The following is a 16,654-nucleotide window of genomic DNA, read 5'->3' as shown; positions in this document are numbered from 1 at the left end:
ACCCTGTAAGAACCGTCCCCGTGGAATTCCCGTACAGCAGGGTGATCACGTCTTAAATATTTATTTTGAAAATCGTCCTACTAACGCCCAATACAGGATTAAGCTGAAAACAGTAATGAGTGAAAGAACCAATAAAATATTACTATATAAGGAAGCGTCCGGATTATTTAGATATTCTAAGATATTTCCTTTCATTGATGAGTTATCCATCATTGCTGCTGTATAGGCTATTCCAATGGAAGCAGCTACATTAAGAATCAAATTATAAAATCCGACCGCTGTTCCCGAGTTTTCTTTCGCAATAGTGCTAACACATGAATCAATCATCGGGGCATACATAAACGCAAACGAACTAGAGAATAAAATCATGGAAAATACGAAAACAATCACAGAACTTTGTACAAAAAATCCGCCTACCAATAGACTGGTTGTAATACCAACCATTGCAATAGTGATACATTGTCTGGTTCCTAATACTCTTGCAATTTTTCCAGAAAGTGCCCCAACAGTGGCTGCTAAGACATAAGCCGGGATTAGCAATAACGAAATGGTATCAAGCTTCAAATCATAAAGCTTTTCAAGGAGAAACGGAAACAAGAAAATATACGCTAGTTGCACTGAGTAAATAACAAAAGCGATTGCTAACAAAGCGATGAAACGCTTATTTTGGAAAAATGAAATGCCAATGAAAGCTTTGGAATCCTTGCTAATATAAACTAAGAATAAGGCAATTGCGACAATAAACACGAGAAGATAAATATAGTTAAAATCCGTAATATATAACAATAGGGAGGCCGCAATTGCTCCTACTAGAAATAAGCCAATTACATCAACATTACCGCCTTTCCTTTCTTCTTTTGGTAGATATTTCGAAATAAAAGGAAGGAAGAAAAGGGTTATTAATGGAACTAAAAATAGAGTTGTCCAATGAAAATAAGTGGAAACATATCCCCCAGTCAAGGCTCCGATTACTTGTGAAAGGGCAAAACTGCTAGTACTTAATCCCAAAAACTTCTTTTGTTCCCTTGGAGGTAAGTGTTTAGTCACAAATATTACGTATAACGTTTCAGCTGATGCTAACCCGGAGGTTTGAATAATGCGTGAAAAAACAACCAGGATAAACGAATGCTGAAAAATATAACCCAAAACTGAACCGATACATATTAACATAATACCCACGATAAAAAGTCTTCTAATACTGATGGAATCCGCCAGAGTTGCGTATACCACTGCCCCGATTCCAATCATAAGTCCAGCCAAGGTGGCTTGCCAGCTAACCGTGGTCGCAGATATATTAAAATCTTTTGCCATATCTACCGAAATAATTTTAAATGAATTGTCAATGACCAAGCATAATAAAAATAATAGTAAGATAATAGGTACAGCTTTTTTCACATTATATTCTTGAGATTCCGTCATACTTGCACTTGCACTCAGTGTAGTCATTTTACTATTCTCCTCCTCTGTCATAAATAAGTCGTCTCTATGTTGCCTAGTCAATGTCTAGACTATTGGCTACCTCAGGATAATGCTAGGCTTAAGCAAGTTCCAATGCAATTTCCATCATATTGGTAAAGGCTGTTTCTCTTTCTTCCGATGTTGTTTGTTCATTTCTAAAAACATGGTCACTTACCGTTAAAATCGTAAGCGCATTAACCCCTGAATAGGCAGCATTCATATAAAGTCCGGCAGTCTCCATTTCAACACTTAAAATCCCCATTTTACTCCATTTTTCTACCGCTGTCGGATCCGCATTATAAAAAATATCACTAGTAAGGACATTTCCAACATGTACTGGAAGACCTTTTTCATCAGCCACTTTTTTGGCTTTTTCCAATAAGGAAAAGGAAGCAATATTCGAATAGTGCCCAGGTAGATTATATTGGTGTACATATTGGGAATCTGTCGAGGCACCCATTGCGAAAACGATATCATACAAGTTCAAATGATCCTGAATTGCACCACATGAACCAATGCGAATCAAGTTTTTTACACCAAATACATGAATCAGTTCCCAAGAGTAAAGACTCATGCTAGGCATCCCCATTCCTGTTCCCATAACCGATATTTTCTTTCCATTATAAGTTCCTGTATAGCCAAACATATTACGAACGGAATTGAACTGTACCACGTCTTCCAAGTAGGACTCGGCAATAAATTTGGCTCTTAATGGGTCCCCTGGTAAAAGGATGGTCTCTGCAATCTCTACCCCATTTGGTTTGATATGTGCTGTTTCTTTTAGTTCACGTGTACTCATTTTAATTTCTCCTTTTATTAGAATTTTGCGGAATTACCAAAAGTAACGTTCACATCCTACATGTTTCCGCTTACATTCACTTTAGGGTAAATCCATTTCAATACAAAGTTGTATAGTTGTATAAAAACTTGTATACGTTTTATAATAAAAAGATTATCACACCATAAATCTGATAACAATATATTTTTTTAACAGCCAAATAAAAAAACAGTGCATTTTATTAGAAATGACACTGCTTTCAATGGGTTTATTTATTTTTTGTCAGCCTGAAAAAATAGCCTTTATTCGGTAAAATTATTTGGATACATTGATAGTAATGTGACTGAACTCAGTTGGGATATAGTATTTATTATAGACAACAGGATATTTGTCGCTGATGTATACACTTTCTAATATCAAATCACATTCTTGTGCGTTAAAAATTTGATATTTTAGTGATGGTGTATTGATGGATTTGGAACGCTTAATTTCGATAGTTGATGAATTCGCAAGTTCATATACTTTTTGATCAAGCATTTCTAATAATTGTTGTTCATTCTGTAAATCTAAATTTAATTCAGAAACTGCTTCTATTGCCATAATGGTAAAAGCATATGCTACTACCTGATCACCGCTTTTATACCACCGTTCATAAGCAACAACTGCGGTCATATTACGATGCAGTACTTGTTTGGCATAGTCACTTACTAGTTCAATTCTAAAATATAGTTCTACGTCATCCACTTTTCCAGGATAGCATTTGTATAAAGGATTCCCCAGCTTTTCCAATCCAAACATATTTCTATTTTCATGGAATTTTGTAATAAAATTACCTTTCCCATGGATATTTTTTACCAAGCCATCTTCTTGTAAAAGCGACAAAGCATGTCTGAGTGTCATTCTGCTGACACCAAATACTTTTGCCAATTCAGGTTCCGTCGGGAGCCTGCTGTCAGGAGGAAACGTTCCATCCATAATAAGTTTATACAATTTATCATAAACAATGGCAAATAATGGACGTTTGGTTTTATTAAGATCATCAAGTTTATTTTTCATTTTCCTACACACCTTTAAATAGACTTGCTTATTCATTATATAAACAACCTAAAATACAATACAAGCTAATCTCTGTTTATTATTCAACTTTATAAAATTGCATCATAAATTGTCTATACTTATTAAGAATGTTTTTTTATGGAGTCTGCAAAGAGGGGATTTCAGCCATTATCAATGAGTGGAATACGCTTGCTAGTTATTTTATTTACACCCCAACCATTTAAAAAGGAATCGTGGCATATCATGCCACGATTCCTTTCTTTGCTGAATATAAATGTCACTGCTTTAAGAAGGACTTCTATCCTTATTCTTGTAATCAGACTCTTTAAACTTACTGCATGAGTAAAAATGACTAAATTTTTACTAGATCCTCTTCGTTTGGTAAGGAAGATATCGCTCCTACCCTTGTACATACAAGTGCCCCTACTTTATTTGCAAATAGAATGATCTCTTTCAGTTTACTAAAATCATTAAGAATTGTATTAATGGACTCCAAGTTTGCAAACTGATATAAAGCAGCACCGACAAATGCATCACCAGCACCGGTAGAGTCAATTGAATTTATTTCTATACTGTTTATTACACCTACATCATTTCCATTTGAAAGAAGAGTTCCTTCACTTCCAAGAGTCACAGCCACAATTTTCGCTCCCAAATGATGGAGTTTCTCTATTCCTTCATACTTATCCATTTTTCCTGTGATAAGTTCAAGCTCCTCTTCACTTACTTTTACAAAATCAGCCATGGATATACCTTTTCTAGCTAAACTAATAAATTCTTCTATTCTATTTTTCCATAAATCCTTACGGAAATTAGGGTCAAATGATAGGAATATTCCACTATTTTGCGCAAAGTTCATTGCATTAAAGTAGGTTGTTTTAAAAGGGTTATCAAGTAACGCTGTTGCGGATCCAAAGTGTATTATTTTTGCTCTACTTAGTCTATCTAAATTTAAGTTTTCGTCTGTTAGATGTTGATCTGCTCCTCTATTGAATACAAAATCCCTTTCACCGTCTGCTTGGAGAGAAACAAATGCTAAGGTTGTTGGTGCTAAATCATCGGTAACAACCATCGATGTATCTACACCCACCTCGTTTAAAGTTTCTATCAAGAATGATCCAAATGGGTCATTTCCTACTTTCCCAATAAGACTCGCCACCCCACCTAGCTTTGAAATGGCAGCTGCTACATTTGCCGGGGCACCTCCAGCCTTCTTTAGGAAATGATCACCTTCTTTTAAATTAACATCAATATCTGTACAGAAAAAATCGATTAACAGCTCCCCAACGCACATAACTGAGCGGGATATTTTATTCATTTATTTTCCACTCTCCATTCTTATCGCTTCTATTAATTTAGAATACAAAGTATCTAGATCTATATCATAAAGAGTTCCCTATTTTGTATATAGAGAGATTTAAATAGCTCATATTGCTCATTATATACATATCCATTCCTTTCATTTGGCTCTACTAGCCTATCACTCTTTTTTACCATTTCACTTACTGCTTCTTCCATTGAATTGAAGACTTTTGTACCTACTGCTGCCATAATTGCTGCTCCTTTACAGGCATGTTCCTTCGTCAAGGTAGTACATATACTTTTTTGAAAAACGTCTGCTACAATTTGCATCCATAAATCACTTTGGATAAATCCACCTGAAGCGATAACCTGCTCAACAGGTATTTGTAGTTCATTAAAAATCTCTAATGAATCACGCAATGAAAAAGCAACACCTTCCATCACCGCTCTCAACATGTGGTAACGATTGTGCTTTAATTGAAGTCCAAAAAACATCCCTTTAGCATTAGCATCCATATGGGGTGTTCTGTCTCCATTTAAATATGGTAGGAAGAGTAACTTTTCACTACCTGATGGAATTTTACTAGTTTCTTTATTTAACTTAGTAAAGTCTGCGATATATAAAATATTTTCCATTAACCATTTTAATGATAGTCCTGCACTTAAATTAGCACCTAATATGTACCAGTTTTTCACATGACAGAATGTATTTGTACGATATAGTCTGTCATGAACTGGTTGATTTACTGGTGAAAATAACTGTCCTCCTGTTCCAATCGTACAGGAAATTGTCCCCGAAGAAAGGATGCCATTCCCAACAGCCTGCATCGGCTGATCCCCTCCACCATATACGACAGGGGTTGCTAATTTCAATCCAGTTTCATTGGCTGCAATTCGTGTTACGTAACCAGCGATCTCGTATGGCTCACGGCATAGTGGAAAAAGGTTCCTATTTATCCCTAACTTTTTAATTAGATCTTCAGCCCATTCTCTTCTTTCTATATTAAATATTAATGTTCCACAAGCATCTGTTGAATCTGTACCAATCTCACCAGTTATTCTGTAACGAATATAATCTTTAGGTAAAACCACTTTATCTATTTTTTCATAATTAAAAGGTTCATGGTCTTTTATCCACATTAAAGAAGGCAGTAAAAAACCAGGAGAAAGTGCATTCAGTGTGTGCCTTCCTACTTCTTCCTTTTGTATTTTATTATGTATGGAGTGGATTTGCTGCTGACTTCTTTGGTCACACCAAATGATCGCTGGTCTTATTACTTGTTTGTCTTTATCAAGTATTACTAAACCATGCATTTGTCCAGAAAAACTAATTCCAGTAATTTCAACCTCATATCCCCCCACTTTTTGTAAACAATGCTGTATGGTCTTCTTTGTAGCTCTCCACCATTCTTCAGGATCTTGTTCCGCCCAATTTCTTGCAGGAGTATTTATGCTATACACCTCACTATCTGAAAAACACTCTGTTCCAGTATAGTCAATCAGGCATGTCTTCACACTAGAGGTTCCAAGATCTATTCCAAGCAAGTACTTCATCAAATACCCCCTTTTTGTTCGCAAAACTGCATGAAGAATGAAGGCTGTCGATCATTCGACAGCCTTTAAAATGTCTTACTTCCAATGAAAAAAATCCACTTATTGGAAAGATATTTTATCTTTTTTTACCTTTATTACTCTTGTTCTCTACATTGTTAAATACATCTGTTGAATTCCATTAAGCTGCACTATTTCCACGTAAGCGATCTAATAATACCGCAGCAACAATTACTCCACCTTTGACTACAAGCTGCCAATAATAGTTAACGTCCATTAGAGTTAAGCCATTACTAATAACGCCCATAATTAATACCCCAATGATCGTTGCTTGTATCTTTCCTTTACCACCTGTTAGACTAGTTCCACCCAAAATAACCGCGGCAATTGCATCTAACTCATACATTTGTCCTGCAGTTGGTTGACCAGAATACAACCTGCCGGCTAAAACGACCCCACCTAAACCTGCTAATAATCCACTGATGGAATAAACATTAATTAATGACTTCTCAACCTTAATCCCTGTTAATCGTGCTGCTTCTTCATTTCCACCAATGGCATAAATATGGCGGCCAAACATAGTATACTTTAAAACATAAAACATAACCATATAAACAAAAACCATGATATAGATAGGAGTTGGTATTCCAAAAATAGCTCCGCCTCCAATGAATTTGAACGTTTCATTTTGCAAAACAATCGGATAACCACCACTAATGACATAAGCAAGACCTCGAACATAGGTGAAACTACCTAATGTAACAATAAATGCTGGTAATTTGGTTTTAGCAGTGAAAAATCCATTTATTAGTCCTACTGCATACCCTACAGCCACACCTGATATCATAGCAATGACGGGGTTAACTCCTGCTGAAGAGACCATAACTGAAATAACGCCGGATAAAGCAACTGTTGACCCGACCGACAAATCAATTCCACCAGTTAATATCACAATTGTCATTCCAGCAGCTAGCACAGCAATGATGGAAACCTGCTTTAATACATTTAACATATTGGCCGTTTCTAAGAAATTAGGCGCGGTAAAAGAAAGGACAACACATAATAAGATTAAAATCATGATCATACCCAATCGATTCCATAATCCGTGAAGGACCTTCCCAACATGAAGGCTTTCTCTTTGTGATATTGTTTGAGTATTTCCCCTCATTTTCTTACTCCCCCCTAGTAGCTAAGTACATAATTTTTTCCTGTGTGGCTTCTTCTCTCGAAAGTTCTCCTGTTAATCTTCCTTCGCACATGACGAGGATTCGATCACTTACGCCTAAGACTTCCGGAAGCTCAGATGAAATCATTAAAACTGCCAAGCCATTTTCGGCAAGCTTTGAAACAATTTTATGTATTTCAGTCTTTGCCCCAATATCCACACCTCTCGTGGGTTCATCAAGCAGTAATACTTTAGGTGCGATGGACAGCCATCTTGCGATCACAACTTTTTGTTGATTACCACCACTTAAGTTCGATACCTGCTGTTCCGGTGAGGCAATTTTTATGTTTAGTTCTTTTATATAACGATTAGCGGTAGCATTCACTTCTTTCCAACTAACAATTCCTGCCTTCGTATGCTTTTTCAACTCTGCCATTAAAATATTCTCTTTTACGGACATAGATAAAAATAAACCTTGCTCTTTCCTGCTTTCAGGTACATGAGCAATCCCATTAGCCATTGCGTCTATGGGGGATTGTATTTTAACAGACTTTCCGTCTACAAATATTTCGCCACTTTTCAACTCAGATACACCAAATAGAGCCCTAACTAACTCTGTTCTCCCCGCACCTACAAGCCCTGCTAAACCAATAATTTCACCTGGATAAATTTTAAACGAAACGTTTTTAACAATGGTGTTATCTGAAACATTTCTCAGTTCTAGAACAGGGGAACTGCTTTTTGAAAGTTTTTTAGGATCAGAAGACTTCTCTCGATTAAACAAATCTTTTAAATCACGACCTACCATAAGCTTCACAAGGTGATCGGGGTTGGTCTCTTCAATGGGGTCACTTGCAATCCACTCACCGTCACGTAAGACAGTAAATCTATCAGCAATCGTAAAAATTTCTTCCATTCTATGAGAAATATAAACGATGGCAACACCCTGTTTTTTTAAATCCTCAATAATATCAAATAGTTTCATAATCTCTTTATCTGTTAAAGAGGCTGTTGGTTCATCCATGATAAGAACCTCTGCCTTAAAGGATAATGCTCGGGCGATCTCCACCATTTGTTGTTGAGCAACGCTTAGGGTTGAAACCAATTGGCGTGGGTCAAGATTAGAGCCCATTGAATCTAACACCTTTTGTGCACTTTTATGCACCTCGCCCCACTTAACCATCCCTAACCGATTTCTCGGAAAGGTTGAACCCATTAAGATATTTTCACTAATCGACAAATTGGGAGAAAGGCTTAATTCCTGATGAATAACATTTATTCCTTTGTTCCTTGCATCAACAGGATCCTTCCACAAAGTCGGCTGACCTTTAAAATAGATCTTTCCACCATTATTATCAGGTGTATAGATCCCTGCTAATATTTTCATAAAAGTTGACTTTCCGGCTCCATTCTCACCCATTAATGCATGTACTTCACCTGGATAAAGTTCAATTTTCACATTGTTTAATACGGTTACACTTGAGAATGTTTTACTAATCCCTTCCATATTCAACACTGGATTTTTATGACCATGTTGAACCTTCACTACCCGTTCTGTAACTGCCATATTATTATCTCACCCCTTTTTTTAATTTGAAAAAGGCTGAATAAGGTTCTTTCCTTATCAGCCCTTTTTATGGAGGAGGCTTACCACCCTTGGTAAGAATCTAATTTATCTTGAGTAACAAGTTTAACCGGAACTTTAATAAGGTCTTCTACGTCTTCGCCATTTTTCACTTTCATTCCAATTTCAACAGCCTTTTTCACCATTTCGCTTGGTGATTGTGCTGAAGTTGCCTTAATAGTACTTCCCTTTTTGGCCATCGCTTCTGTCACTTCAGGAGCACCATCTACGCCTACAATGAAAAATTCATCTTTACGATCTGCTTGCTCTTGAGCAATTTCAACACCGATTGCTTCAGGGTCATTGATGGCAAATACGGCGTCAATAGAGCCTGATGGATTAGCTTGTAAAATACTTTCCATAACGGTTAATGCCTTTTCACGATTTCCTTCGCCGTTTTGCTTCGCTACTATTTTAATTTTAGAATCTTTAATAGCATCCTCAAACCCTTTAATACGGTCTGTTACGGCTGAAACAGGAGGTCCATCAATGATAGCAATGTTTCCTTTTCCACCTAATTGTTCAATGACATATTCTCCAGCTAGTTTACCAGCTTGATAGTTATCCGATGTAACAGTAGCATCAACACCGCCTTCAGCATTCGTATCTACAGCGATTACAGGAATACCAGCGTCTTTTGCCTGTTGAACAGCTGCTGCAATTCCTTTAGTATCAACAGCATTTAATAAAATTACATCTACGTTTTTTGTAATGAAGTTTTCAATTTGAGAAGTTTGCTTTGCGAGATCATATTCAGCACTTTCAACAAAAACCTCTGCACCTAATTCTTTCCCTGCTTCTTCAACCCCTTTTGACATGGCAACAAAGAAAGGATTGGCCAAAGTACCCACAGTTAATCCAATTGTTAACTTTTTGTCACCTTTTTGCTCTTTGTTATCTTTGGTAGATTCACTTGATGATTCACTAGCACTAGTACACGCAGTCATCACAACCATTACAAACATTAAAACTAGTATTAATAGCATTTTTACATTTATTCTCATTATGATCCCCCTAATTTTTATAGACTTAAAAGATTACTTAAAGGAAGGTAGATATTGTTATCGCTTTCAGTTTTAATGACATCACCTCCTTAAAAACATTTTTAGGTTGTACAAATAGATCTATAAATCCTTTCTACTAGATTATTAGGTATAAACCCCTCTGTTACCGTTTTCATCTCTTTGAAAAAAAATCATTTCAATGATTATTTTTGGAGCTTTATTTGAACGTTATTGATCATTTGTGCTCGTTTTTGACCGTTTTAAGTTAATTCAGATTATATTATGTCTGTTTTTAATTGTCAACAATTCCATATTTAGACAAAAATATATTAATATAGCTAAATATGAACTATTCAAATAGAAGTTCTCACAGATCATGGCATATATTTCAATGATATTTGACAATCTTTTCTATAAAGAAAGGAACCTAATTTTTATGCTTATTTATTATATTGGTAAAATGCAACAAAAATAAAAAATAGATTCAGCGCCTGTCACGCTCCAGAAAGTTTTATCGTTTTTGTCGAAGGATATGACAGACAACGATAAACCAAAAACACCCTCTCCTATTAGGAAGGGTGTTTTGGTTTATTTCTTTTGGTTTCGCAATGCACAGGCACCGTTCTAATAAAAAAAACCTGTATAGATTAAATCTACACAGGTTTTTGAAGCATATCTTTTAATCATATCACTTGGATTTCTTGTCCACTACTCTCTTTTTTATATGAAAATTTCATTTTGAAAAGACTTACAACAAAATAGACAATCGCTAGAATTAAAACGAGGGTCCAGATTTGAGAGACAAATCGTGTATTCCAGACACCTAAGAAATACAGCAAAGCTGGAATGGTCAGCGTTACCCATGACTGTACGAAAGCAACAATCCCGATGTACGTATCTATTTTCTTTTTAAGCGCATTTGATAAAAAGAACAGAAACCATAATAGTGCCCACATACCCCATGTTAATGCATTGACAACATCGTGAAAGTGAATAATCGATGTTAACGTATAGACGACTGCAATAATAGCGACCCATAAACTAAACCAACCGAGACCGCTGCCATCAAGCCTTTTCAATACGGTTACCCCAACATATAAATAGGTTAAGCCAAATAGAAAAATAGAAGCAACATTATAAAGTTCCCAATTATTTTGACCAGATACAAACATTAAGTAAGATGGGATGATTATTTGAATAATTCCAATGAATATATTAAAAATACCTACACTTTTTGCTTCTGCCTTCCCCAATAGCATAAGACTGTTTAAAAATAATACTGCACCTGAGAGAAATAAACCAACAAAACTCATATTAATAGTTGTGAAAAACTATTTTCACAACCTTCCCCTCCTTTTAGAAAGCAATCCCCTCTCAACTAAGAAAAGAAATTGCTTTTTCAACATCATTTATTGCTCTTTTCGTAAACTTTGTTTATGCCACGATACTTTTATTAATACGGTTTAGAAATTGATTCGAAAAACCACGATCTTTACGAAAACAACCTTATTTATAAAACGATACTTACGATCACGGATGATAATACACTAACTAATGTTGCTCCAAATAAAAGTTTTAGACCAAATCGTGCGACAGTGTTTCCCTTTTTTTCATTTAAGCTTTTTACGGCTCCTGCAACAATTCCTATCGAGGAGAAGTTTGCAAAGGAGACAAGGAAGACAGAAATAATTCCTAATGTACGCGGGCTAAAGCTCTCCTGTATTTTTGCTAAATCCATCATCGCTACAAATTCATTTGTGACAAGCTTCGTTGCCATAATTCCCCCAGCTTGGACAGCTTCTGAAAATGGAACTCCCATGATAAAGGCAAATGGTGAAAAAATATATCCTAAAATTTCCTGGAATGAAATTCCGAAAACCATATCAAAAACATTATTGATACCAGCCATTAAAGCAACAAATCCAATCAACATAGCACCGACAATGACGGCTACTTTAAATCCATCCATAATATATTCGCCTAACATTTCAAAGAAGCTTTGCTTTTCCTCATCTTGAATGATGAGGATATCTTCGTCTTCTGGCACAGTATATGGATTAATAATTGATGAAATAATAAATCCGCCAAATAGGTTTATTACAAGTGCTGTCACAACATATCTTGGTTCAATCATTGTCATATACGCACCGACAATGGACATCGAAACGGTTGACATTGCGGAAGCACATAATGTATATAAGCGATGGGCAGGCAGCAGGCCGAGCTGCTTTTTAACCGTAATAAATACCTCTGATTGACCAACGATTGCGGAAGCTACGGCATTGTATGACTCTAATTTACCCATACCATTTACTTTACTTAACAATAACCCTATTGCTTTCATAATGATAGGGAGTATTTTAAAATGCTGGAATATACCAATTAATACTGAAATGAACACGATTGGAAGTAATACATTAAGGAAGAACGACATTTCACCTTTATTCTCAAGCCCGCCAAACACAAAGGAAATACCGCTGGCTGCGTATTCTAATAATTTACTAAAAACGTCAGCAAATCCTTTAACTAAGACTAAACCGAATTTTGTATTTAATAATAATGCCGCTAATATTACTTGAATGATGACCATTAGGATAATCGGTTTGATTTTAATATTTTTCTTATTATTACTCGCAACAAAAGCAAGTCCAAAAACAACAAGTAATCCAATTATGGCTATGATGTATTTCATGATTTCCTCCACAATGATGTATTTTATTCTTAGATGTAAATGATTCCGAGCTTGATTACAGGCCTATCCCAAACAGATTACTTCTTTAATCCTTTGAAGAAAAAGATACCTGGTTATTCTTTGTTAATACAGCTGCACCGACTTGAAAGTTTGAATATAGTGTATAGGCTTGTTTCCGAGCCACGATCGCTTGATCAATTAATTTATAATTTATTATTCTCCATTCATGATTTTTCTATAAGAAAATAAAAAGCATGAGACTGACCAACAAGAAAGCCTCGTCAGGGATTAATGGATTTCTGTATAAATAAGTGTTGGTTGAGCTACTTTTTCTTCAACTAGTTTGTAGGCTGCGTAAATTTTCTCGATGACTTCTTGAACATTCTCACAATTACTGTGGATCGTCACAAGTGCGTCACCCTGTTGGACAAAATCGCCTACTTTTTTGTGGAGAACAACGCCTACTGCCAAATCAATGACTGATTCTTTAGTGATGCGTCCAGCTCCTAACATCATTGCGGCAATCCCAATCATCTCAGCAGTGATTTCAGCAACACATCCTGTTTTTAGAGCTGGTACTTCGATCGTATATTTAGCTGTAGGAAGTTTTGTAGGATCATCAACAACAGAAGCGTCTCCACCTTGTGCAGCAAGGAATGTTTTAAAGAATTGTAATGCTTTTCCGTTTCGCATCGACTCTTCCAACATTTCACGCGCTTGTTGCAAATCGGCTGCTTTTTCTGCTAGGACGACCATATGGCTGCCAAGTGTTAAACATAATTCATGTAAATCCTCTGGACCTTGTCCACGAAGGGTATCAATTGCTTCTTTCACTTCTAAAGCATTTCCTACGGCAAACCCGAGCGGTTGGCTCATATCAGAAATGATCGCTTTTGTCTTCCGTCCCACACCATTTCCAATGTCCACCATTGTCTGTGCCAATTCTTTCGCATCGTCGAGATTCTTCATGAAAGCTCCACTGCCTGTTTTCACATCAAGAACAATCGCATCTGCTCCTGCGGCAATTTTTTTACTCATAATTGAGCTTGCAATAAGCGGAATCGAATCGACTGTAGCGGTTACATCCCTTAAGGCATAAAGCTTTTTATCTGCAGGTGTTAAATTGGCACTTTGGCCGATTACAGCAATTTTATTTTTGTTCACTAAATGAATAAACTCGTCATTTGTAATTTCAACATGAAAACCTTTTACTGATTCTAATTTATCAATCGTGCCGCCGGTGTGCCCAAGACCTCTGCCGGACATTTTGGCAATAGGTACCCCAACAGAGGCGACTAATGGTGCTAACACAAGTGTAGTTGTATCACCAACACCACCAGTACTATGCTTATCTACTTTAATTCCTTCAATTCCGGATAAATCGATTTGATCCCCAGAGTTAACCATCGCTTCCGTCAAATAGACGCGTTCTTTTATGGACATTCCTTGGAAAAATACCGCCATTGAAAATGCAGACATTTGATAGTCAGGAATACTTCCGTTGGTAAATCCATTTATTAAAAACTGAATTTCTCCGTTTGTTAATTCAAGACCATTACGTTTTTTCTCAATAATATCAACCATTCTCATATCGTTTTCCCCCTAAATTTAGGTTAAAGTCTGTTTTTAATATTTTATAGAAAGTTTAAGATCATTAAAGTTACAAACTGTTCAGCTGCTAAATACTAGTAGAAATCTGACTAATAACTTCTTGAAAGCTAGGTTAGAGTTTTCCCAAAGCGAACGCTTTCATCTATACATTTATTATTTCAAAATAACTATAGCATAGATTGTGAACAAATGTTAAGTGATATTTGAACAAAATTTTAATTTTTTTATCACATTCGCCATCTTCGTCCTAAATCACATTCATATCAGCAAACATGCACTTTATTTGAGAATTTACTGAACTTTTGTAAAATGACATTAGAAAAATTGTAAAGATTGGTAATTTACAATGACCCTTGCCATTTCATCTACTAATTCAACTGGGTTTGCAAAACAATTGGAGTTAAAAGTGGGAAATGGATGATCTACCGATATATCCGATCGTGGAAAGATGGAGATAGATAAGAAATGAGGTGACATGGGTATTTTACCTGTAGATAGGAAGAAAGATCACTTCTCTTTTTTTAAAAAGCTTTGTTAATTAACTTTGTTGCCATTTTTACATTTACTTAAAAGGGAGCTTTCGCGGTGCATGAAAGAACGTTCCATTGACCGTTTGAGGAAAAACAGAGTAGTCCCTCGGGAATTGAAACATCGTTAGAGTGACCGTTCGACGAAAAAAAGCCCTCAACTGGGCACTGTAACACCATTAGAGTGACCGTCCGATGAAAAAAGGCTCTCACTCGGGCACTGTAACACCGGAGGTTGAATCAGTGGTGTGCCTAAACGGACCATGGGGACGGTTCTTGCGGTCGGCACTAACCTAATTAAAAACCATGAGAACCGTCACCATGGAGTCTGATCAGACCCATTTATGGACAGTTCCACTTAGCGCACTCATCATTATTTCTGTAGTCGATATGGAATTTGGTATGGTATCGGGCCGCAATCGGTATGTATAAATGGCGAACAGTGACTGTCACTGTTTGCCAGGTAACTCGATGTCTTTGGAGATGGTGTTCGGTTGAAGATCCCCCTTTATACTTTTAATAACCTTCAACTGTAAAATCTAAGAGAGACGAGCTTTATGAACCTCTCTTTATGACCGGTGACCCTCTTTTTTCATGTGGACGGGCTTTATAAACCTCTCTTATCGACAGGCGACCCTTTTTTTTCCGGTGAACAGGCTTTATGAACCTCTCTTATCGACCGGTGCCTATCCATTTTTCGGTGGACAGGCTTTATGAACTAAAGCTTACCCTAAGAGGAACATCCGCTACCACAACTAGAACAACTTGAGCAACTTGAACCTCCATCATGACCGCCTCCATGACCTCCGTCCCCATGACTAGAACCATCCGAAGCAGTCCCGCAAAAGATGGCAGTTGAGCAGCCGCTAGTGTAATTGGCCGCGTTGGCATACGTATACGCACTCGCATACTTCCAATAATCATCAAAATAAAAGTAAGAGAAAAACACCATTACAAGAGACAGGTTGGTCATTTCACCGTACCTTCTCTGCTTAGCAAACTGACCTTTTTCGTCCACTTGATACATAACTTCCGCATCACTTACCTGCTGCTTCATTTTTCTAACGAGATACTCAACTGTATTCCTATTATCTTCATTAACTTTAAAATATCTATTAATCAGCCATTCATTACTTTCTTCCTTGAATTCTTGTAAGACCCTCTTATCAATTGGATATTTAAAAAAACTTCCCCAAGATTTCCAACTAAATTCAGTGATCGTAAACAACTGTGAAAACACCCAATCAAAAAAAGCTCGCTCCTGTGGTGCAGGAGTTGGACTAGTATTAGGCGTATGATGCAGCATTTTCCCAACAAATCGCTCCGAAAAAGTTTGATATTTTTGCGTAAAAAGCAGCATCGTATGCCAAATCTCATCCACTTCTTCACTGAACATAGGCGTTTCCTTTAACATAGCTGCAAGCAATAAATAACGCTTTAATTCAAAAAGCCGCCATTCAAATTCATCTTCCGTCCGTTTCGGATTATCTTGAAGAAAACGCTGCTTCACTTGTTCAACATAGTCTGAATTCAAGGCGGAATCTAATTTTTCTAGCAATGGTGTTACAGGAACAGGGGTAAGCACTCCCAAATGCTCAGGTATATTTTCTTTCGCTAATTTAGGTCGGTTCCTTGCCGCTAGTACCACTACTCCTGTAACCACTCCTGCTAGCAATAAAGCCGCAGTTACAATTCCTGCAACCAAATGAATCACCCTCCTTACTTTATAATAGTTTAATACGTGTTAAAATTTGCGAACAGTGACTGTCACTGTTCGCCTATGTGGAGTCCTAAAAATAACCCAAAATTAAACCTATTGAGGCTTAATCTTGGGTTTTGATTTTATTCGGCCCATACGTACCAAAGATTCCAGCGATCCAATCAAA

At 36.7% G+C, this 16,654-nt stretch carries 12 protein-coding genes; all 12 read right to left on the bottom strand.

The genetic code is table 11. The features are described 5' to 3' along the window. Positions 1-60: 60 nt before the first annotated feature. Positions 61-1,419, bottom strand: coding sequence for an MFS transporter (locus COE25_RS27155; protein ID WP_373605382.1), 1,359 nt, complete (start codon positions 1,417-1,419; stop codon positions 61-63). A gap of 118 nt (positions 1,420-1,537) precedes the next feature. Further along, on the bottom strand, positions 1,538-2,257 hold the full coding sequence (gene deoD, locus COE25_RS27150) for a purine-nucleoside phosphorylase (protein ID WP_098934865.1): 720 nt from the start codon (positions 2,255-2,257) through the stop codon (positions 1,538-1,540). A 294-nt stretch (positions 2,258-2,551) separates the two neighbouring features. Next, positions 2,552-3,292, bottom strand: a complete 741-nt coding sequence (locus tag COE25_RS27145) for a GntR family transcriptional regulator (protein WP_098934864.1) — start codon at positions 3,290-3,292, stop codon at positions 2,552-2,554. Positions 3,293-3,644: 352 nt separating this feature from the next. Then, positions 3,645-4,610 (bottom strand): carbohydrate kinase family protein, encoded by a 966-nt coding sequence (locus COE25_RS27140; RefSeq protein WP_098934863.1) that lies wholly within the window; start codon positions 4,608-4,610, stop codon positions 3,645-3,647. Between the two features lie 59 nt (positions 4,611-4,669). Continuing rightward, on the bottom strand, positions 4,670-6,148 hold the full coding sequence (xylB, locus tag COE25_RS27135) for a xylulokinase (protein WP_098934862.1): 1,479 nt from the start codon (positions 6,146-6,148) through the stop codon (positions 4,670-4,672). Positions 6,149-6,326: 178 nt separating this feature from the next. Beyond that, entirely contained in the window at positions 6,327-7,229 is a 903-nt protein-coding gene (locus COE25_RS27130; RefSeq protein WP_373605381.1) for an ABC transporter permease, read from the bottom strand. 88 nt (positions 7,230-7,317) lie between these two features. After that, positions 7,318-8,877, bottom strand: coding sequence for a sugar ABC transporter ATP-binding protein (locus tag COE25_RS27125; RefSeq protein ID WP_098934860.1), 1,560 nt, complete (start codon positions 8,875-8,877; stop codon positions 7,318-7,320). Positions 8,878-8,957: 80 nt separating this feature from the next. Further along, positions 8,958-9,938, bottom strand: a complete 981-nt coding sequence (locus tag COE25_RS27120; protein WP_088085433.1) for an ABC transporter substrate-binding protein — start codon at positions 9,936-9,938, stop codon at positions 8,958-8,960. 683 nt (positions 9,939-10,621) lie between these two features. Continuing rightward, positions 10,622-11,251 carry an AmiS/UreI family transporter gene (locus COE25_RS27115; protein ID WP_098934859.1) on the bottom strand — a complete coding sequence of 210 codons (630 nt, stop codon included), beginning with the start codon at positions 11,249-11,251 and terminating at the stop codon, positions 10,622-10,624. Between the two features lie 197 nt (positions 11,252-11,448). Continuing rightward, the gene (locus tag COE25_RS27110) at positions 11,449-12,630 is read right to left on the bottom strand and encodes a NupC/NupG family nucleoside CNT transporter (RefSeq protein WP_088085430.1); all 1,182 of its coding nucleotides are present in this window, start codon (positions 12,628-12,630) and stop codon (positions 11,449-11,451) included. Between the two features lie 288 nt (positions 12,631-12,918). Further along, entirely contained in the window at positions 12,919-14,220 is a 1,302-nt protein-coding gene (locus COE25_RS27105) for a pyrimidine-nucleoside phosphorylase (protein WP_098934858.1), read from the bottom strand. 1,278 nt (positions 14,221-15,498) lie between these two features. After that, positions 15,499-16,473 (bottom strand): glycine-rich domain-containing protein, encoded by a 975-nt coding sequence (locus COE25_RS27100; RefSeq protein WP_098934857.1) that lies wholly within the window; start codon positions 16,471-16,473, stop codon positions 15,499-15,501. Between the last annotated feature and the right edge of the window lie 181 nt (positions 16,474-16,654).

It is taken from the genome of Bacillus sp. AFS031507 (genome assembly GCF_002584635.1).
In the GTDB taxonomy this organism is placed as follows: Bacteria; Bacillota; Bacilli; order Bacillales; family Cytobacillaceae; genus Neobacillus.
Note: the sequence above shows the minus strand (reverse complement) of the source record. Positions and strands in the feature narration are given on the sequence as shown.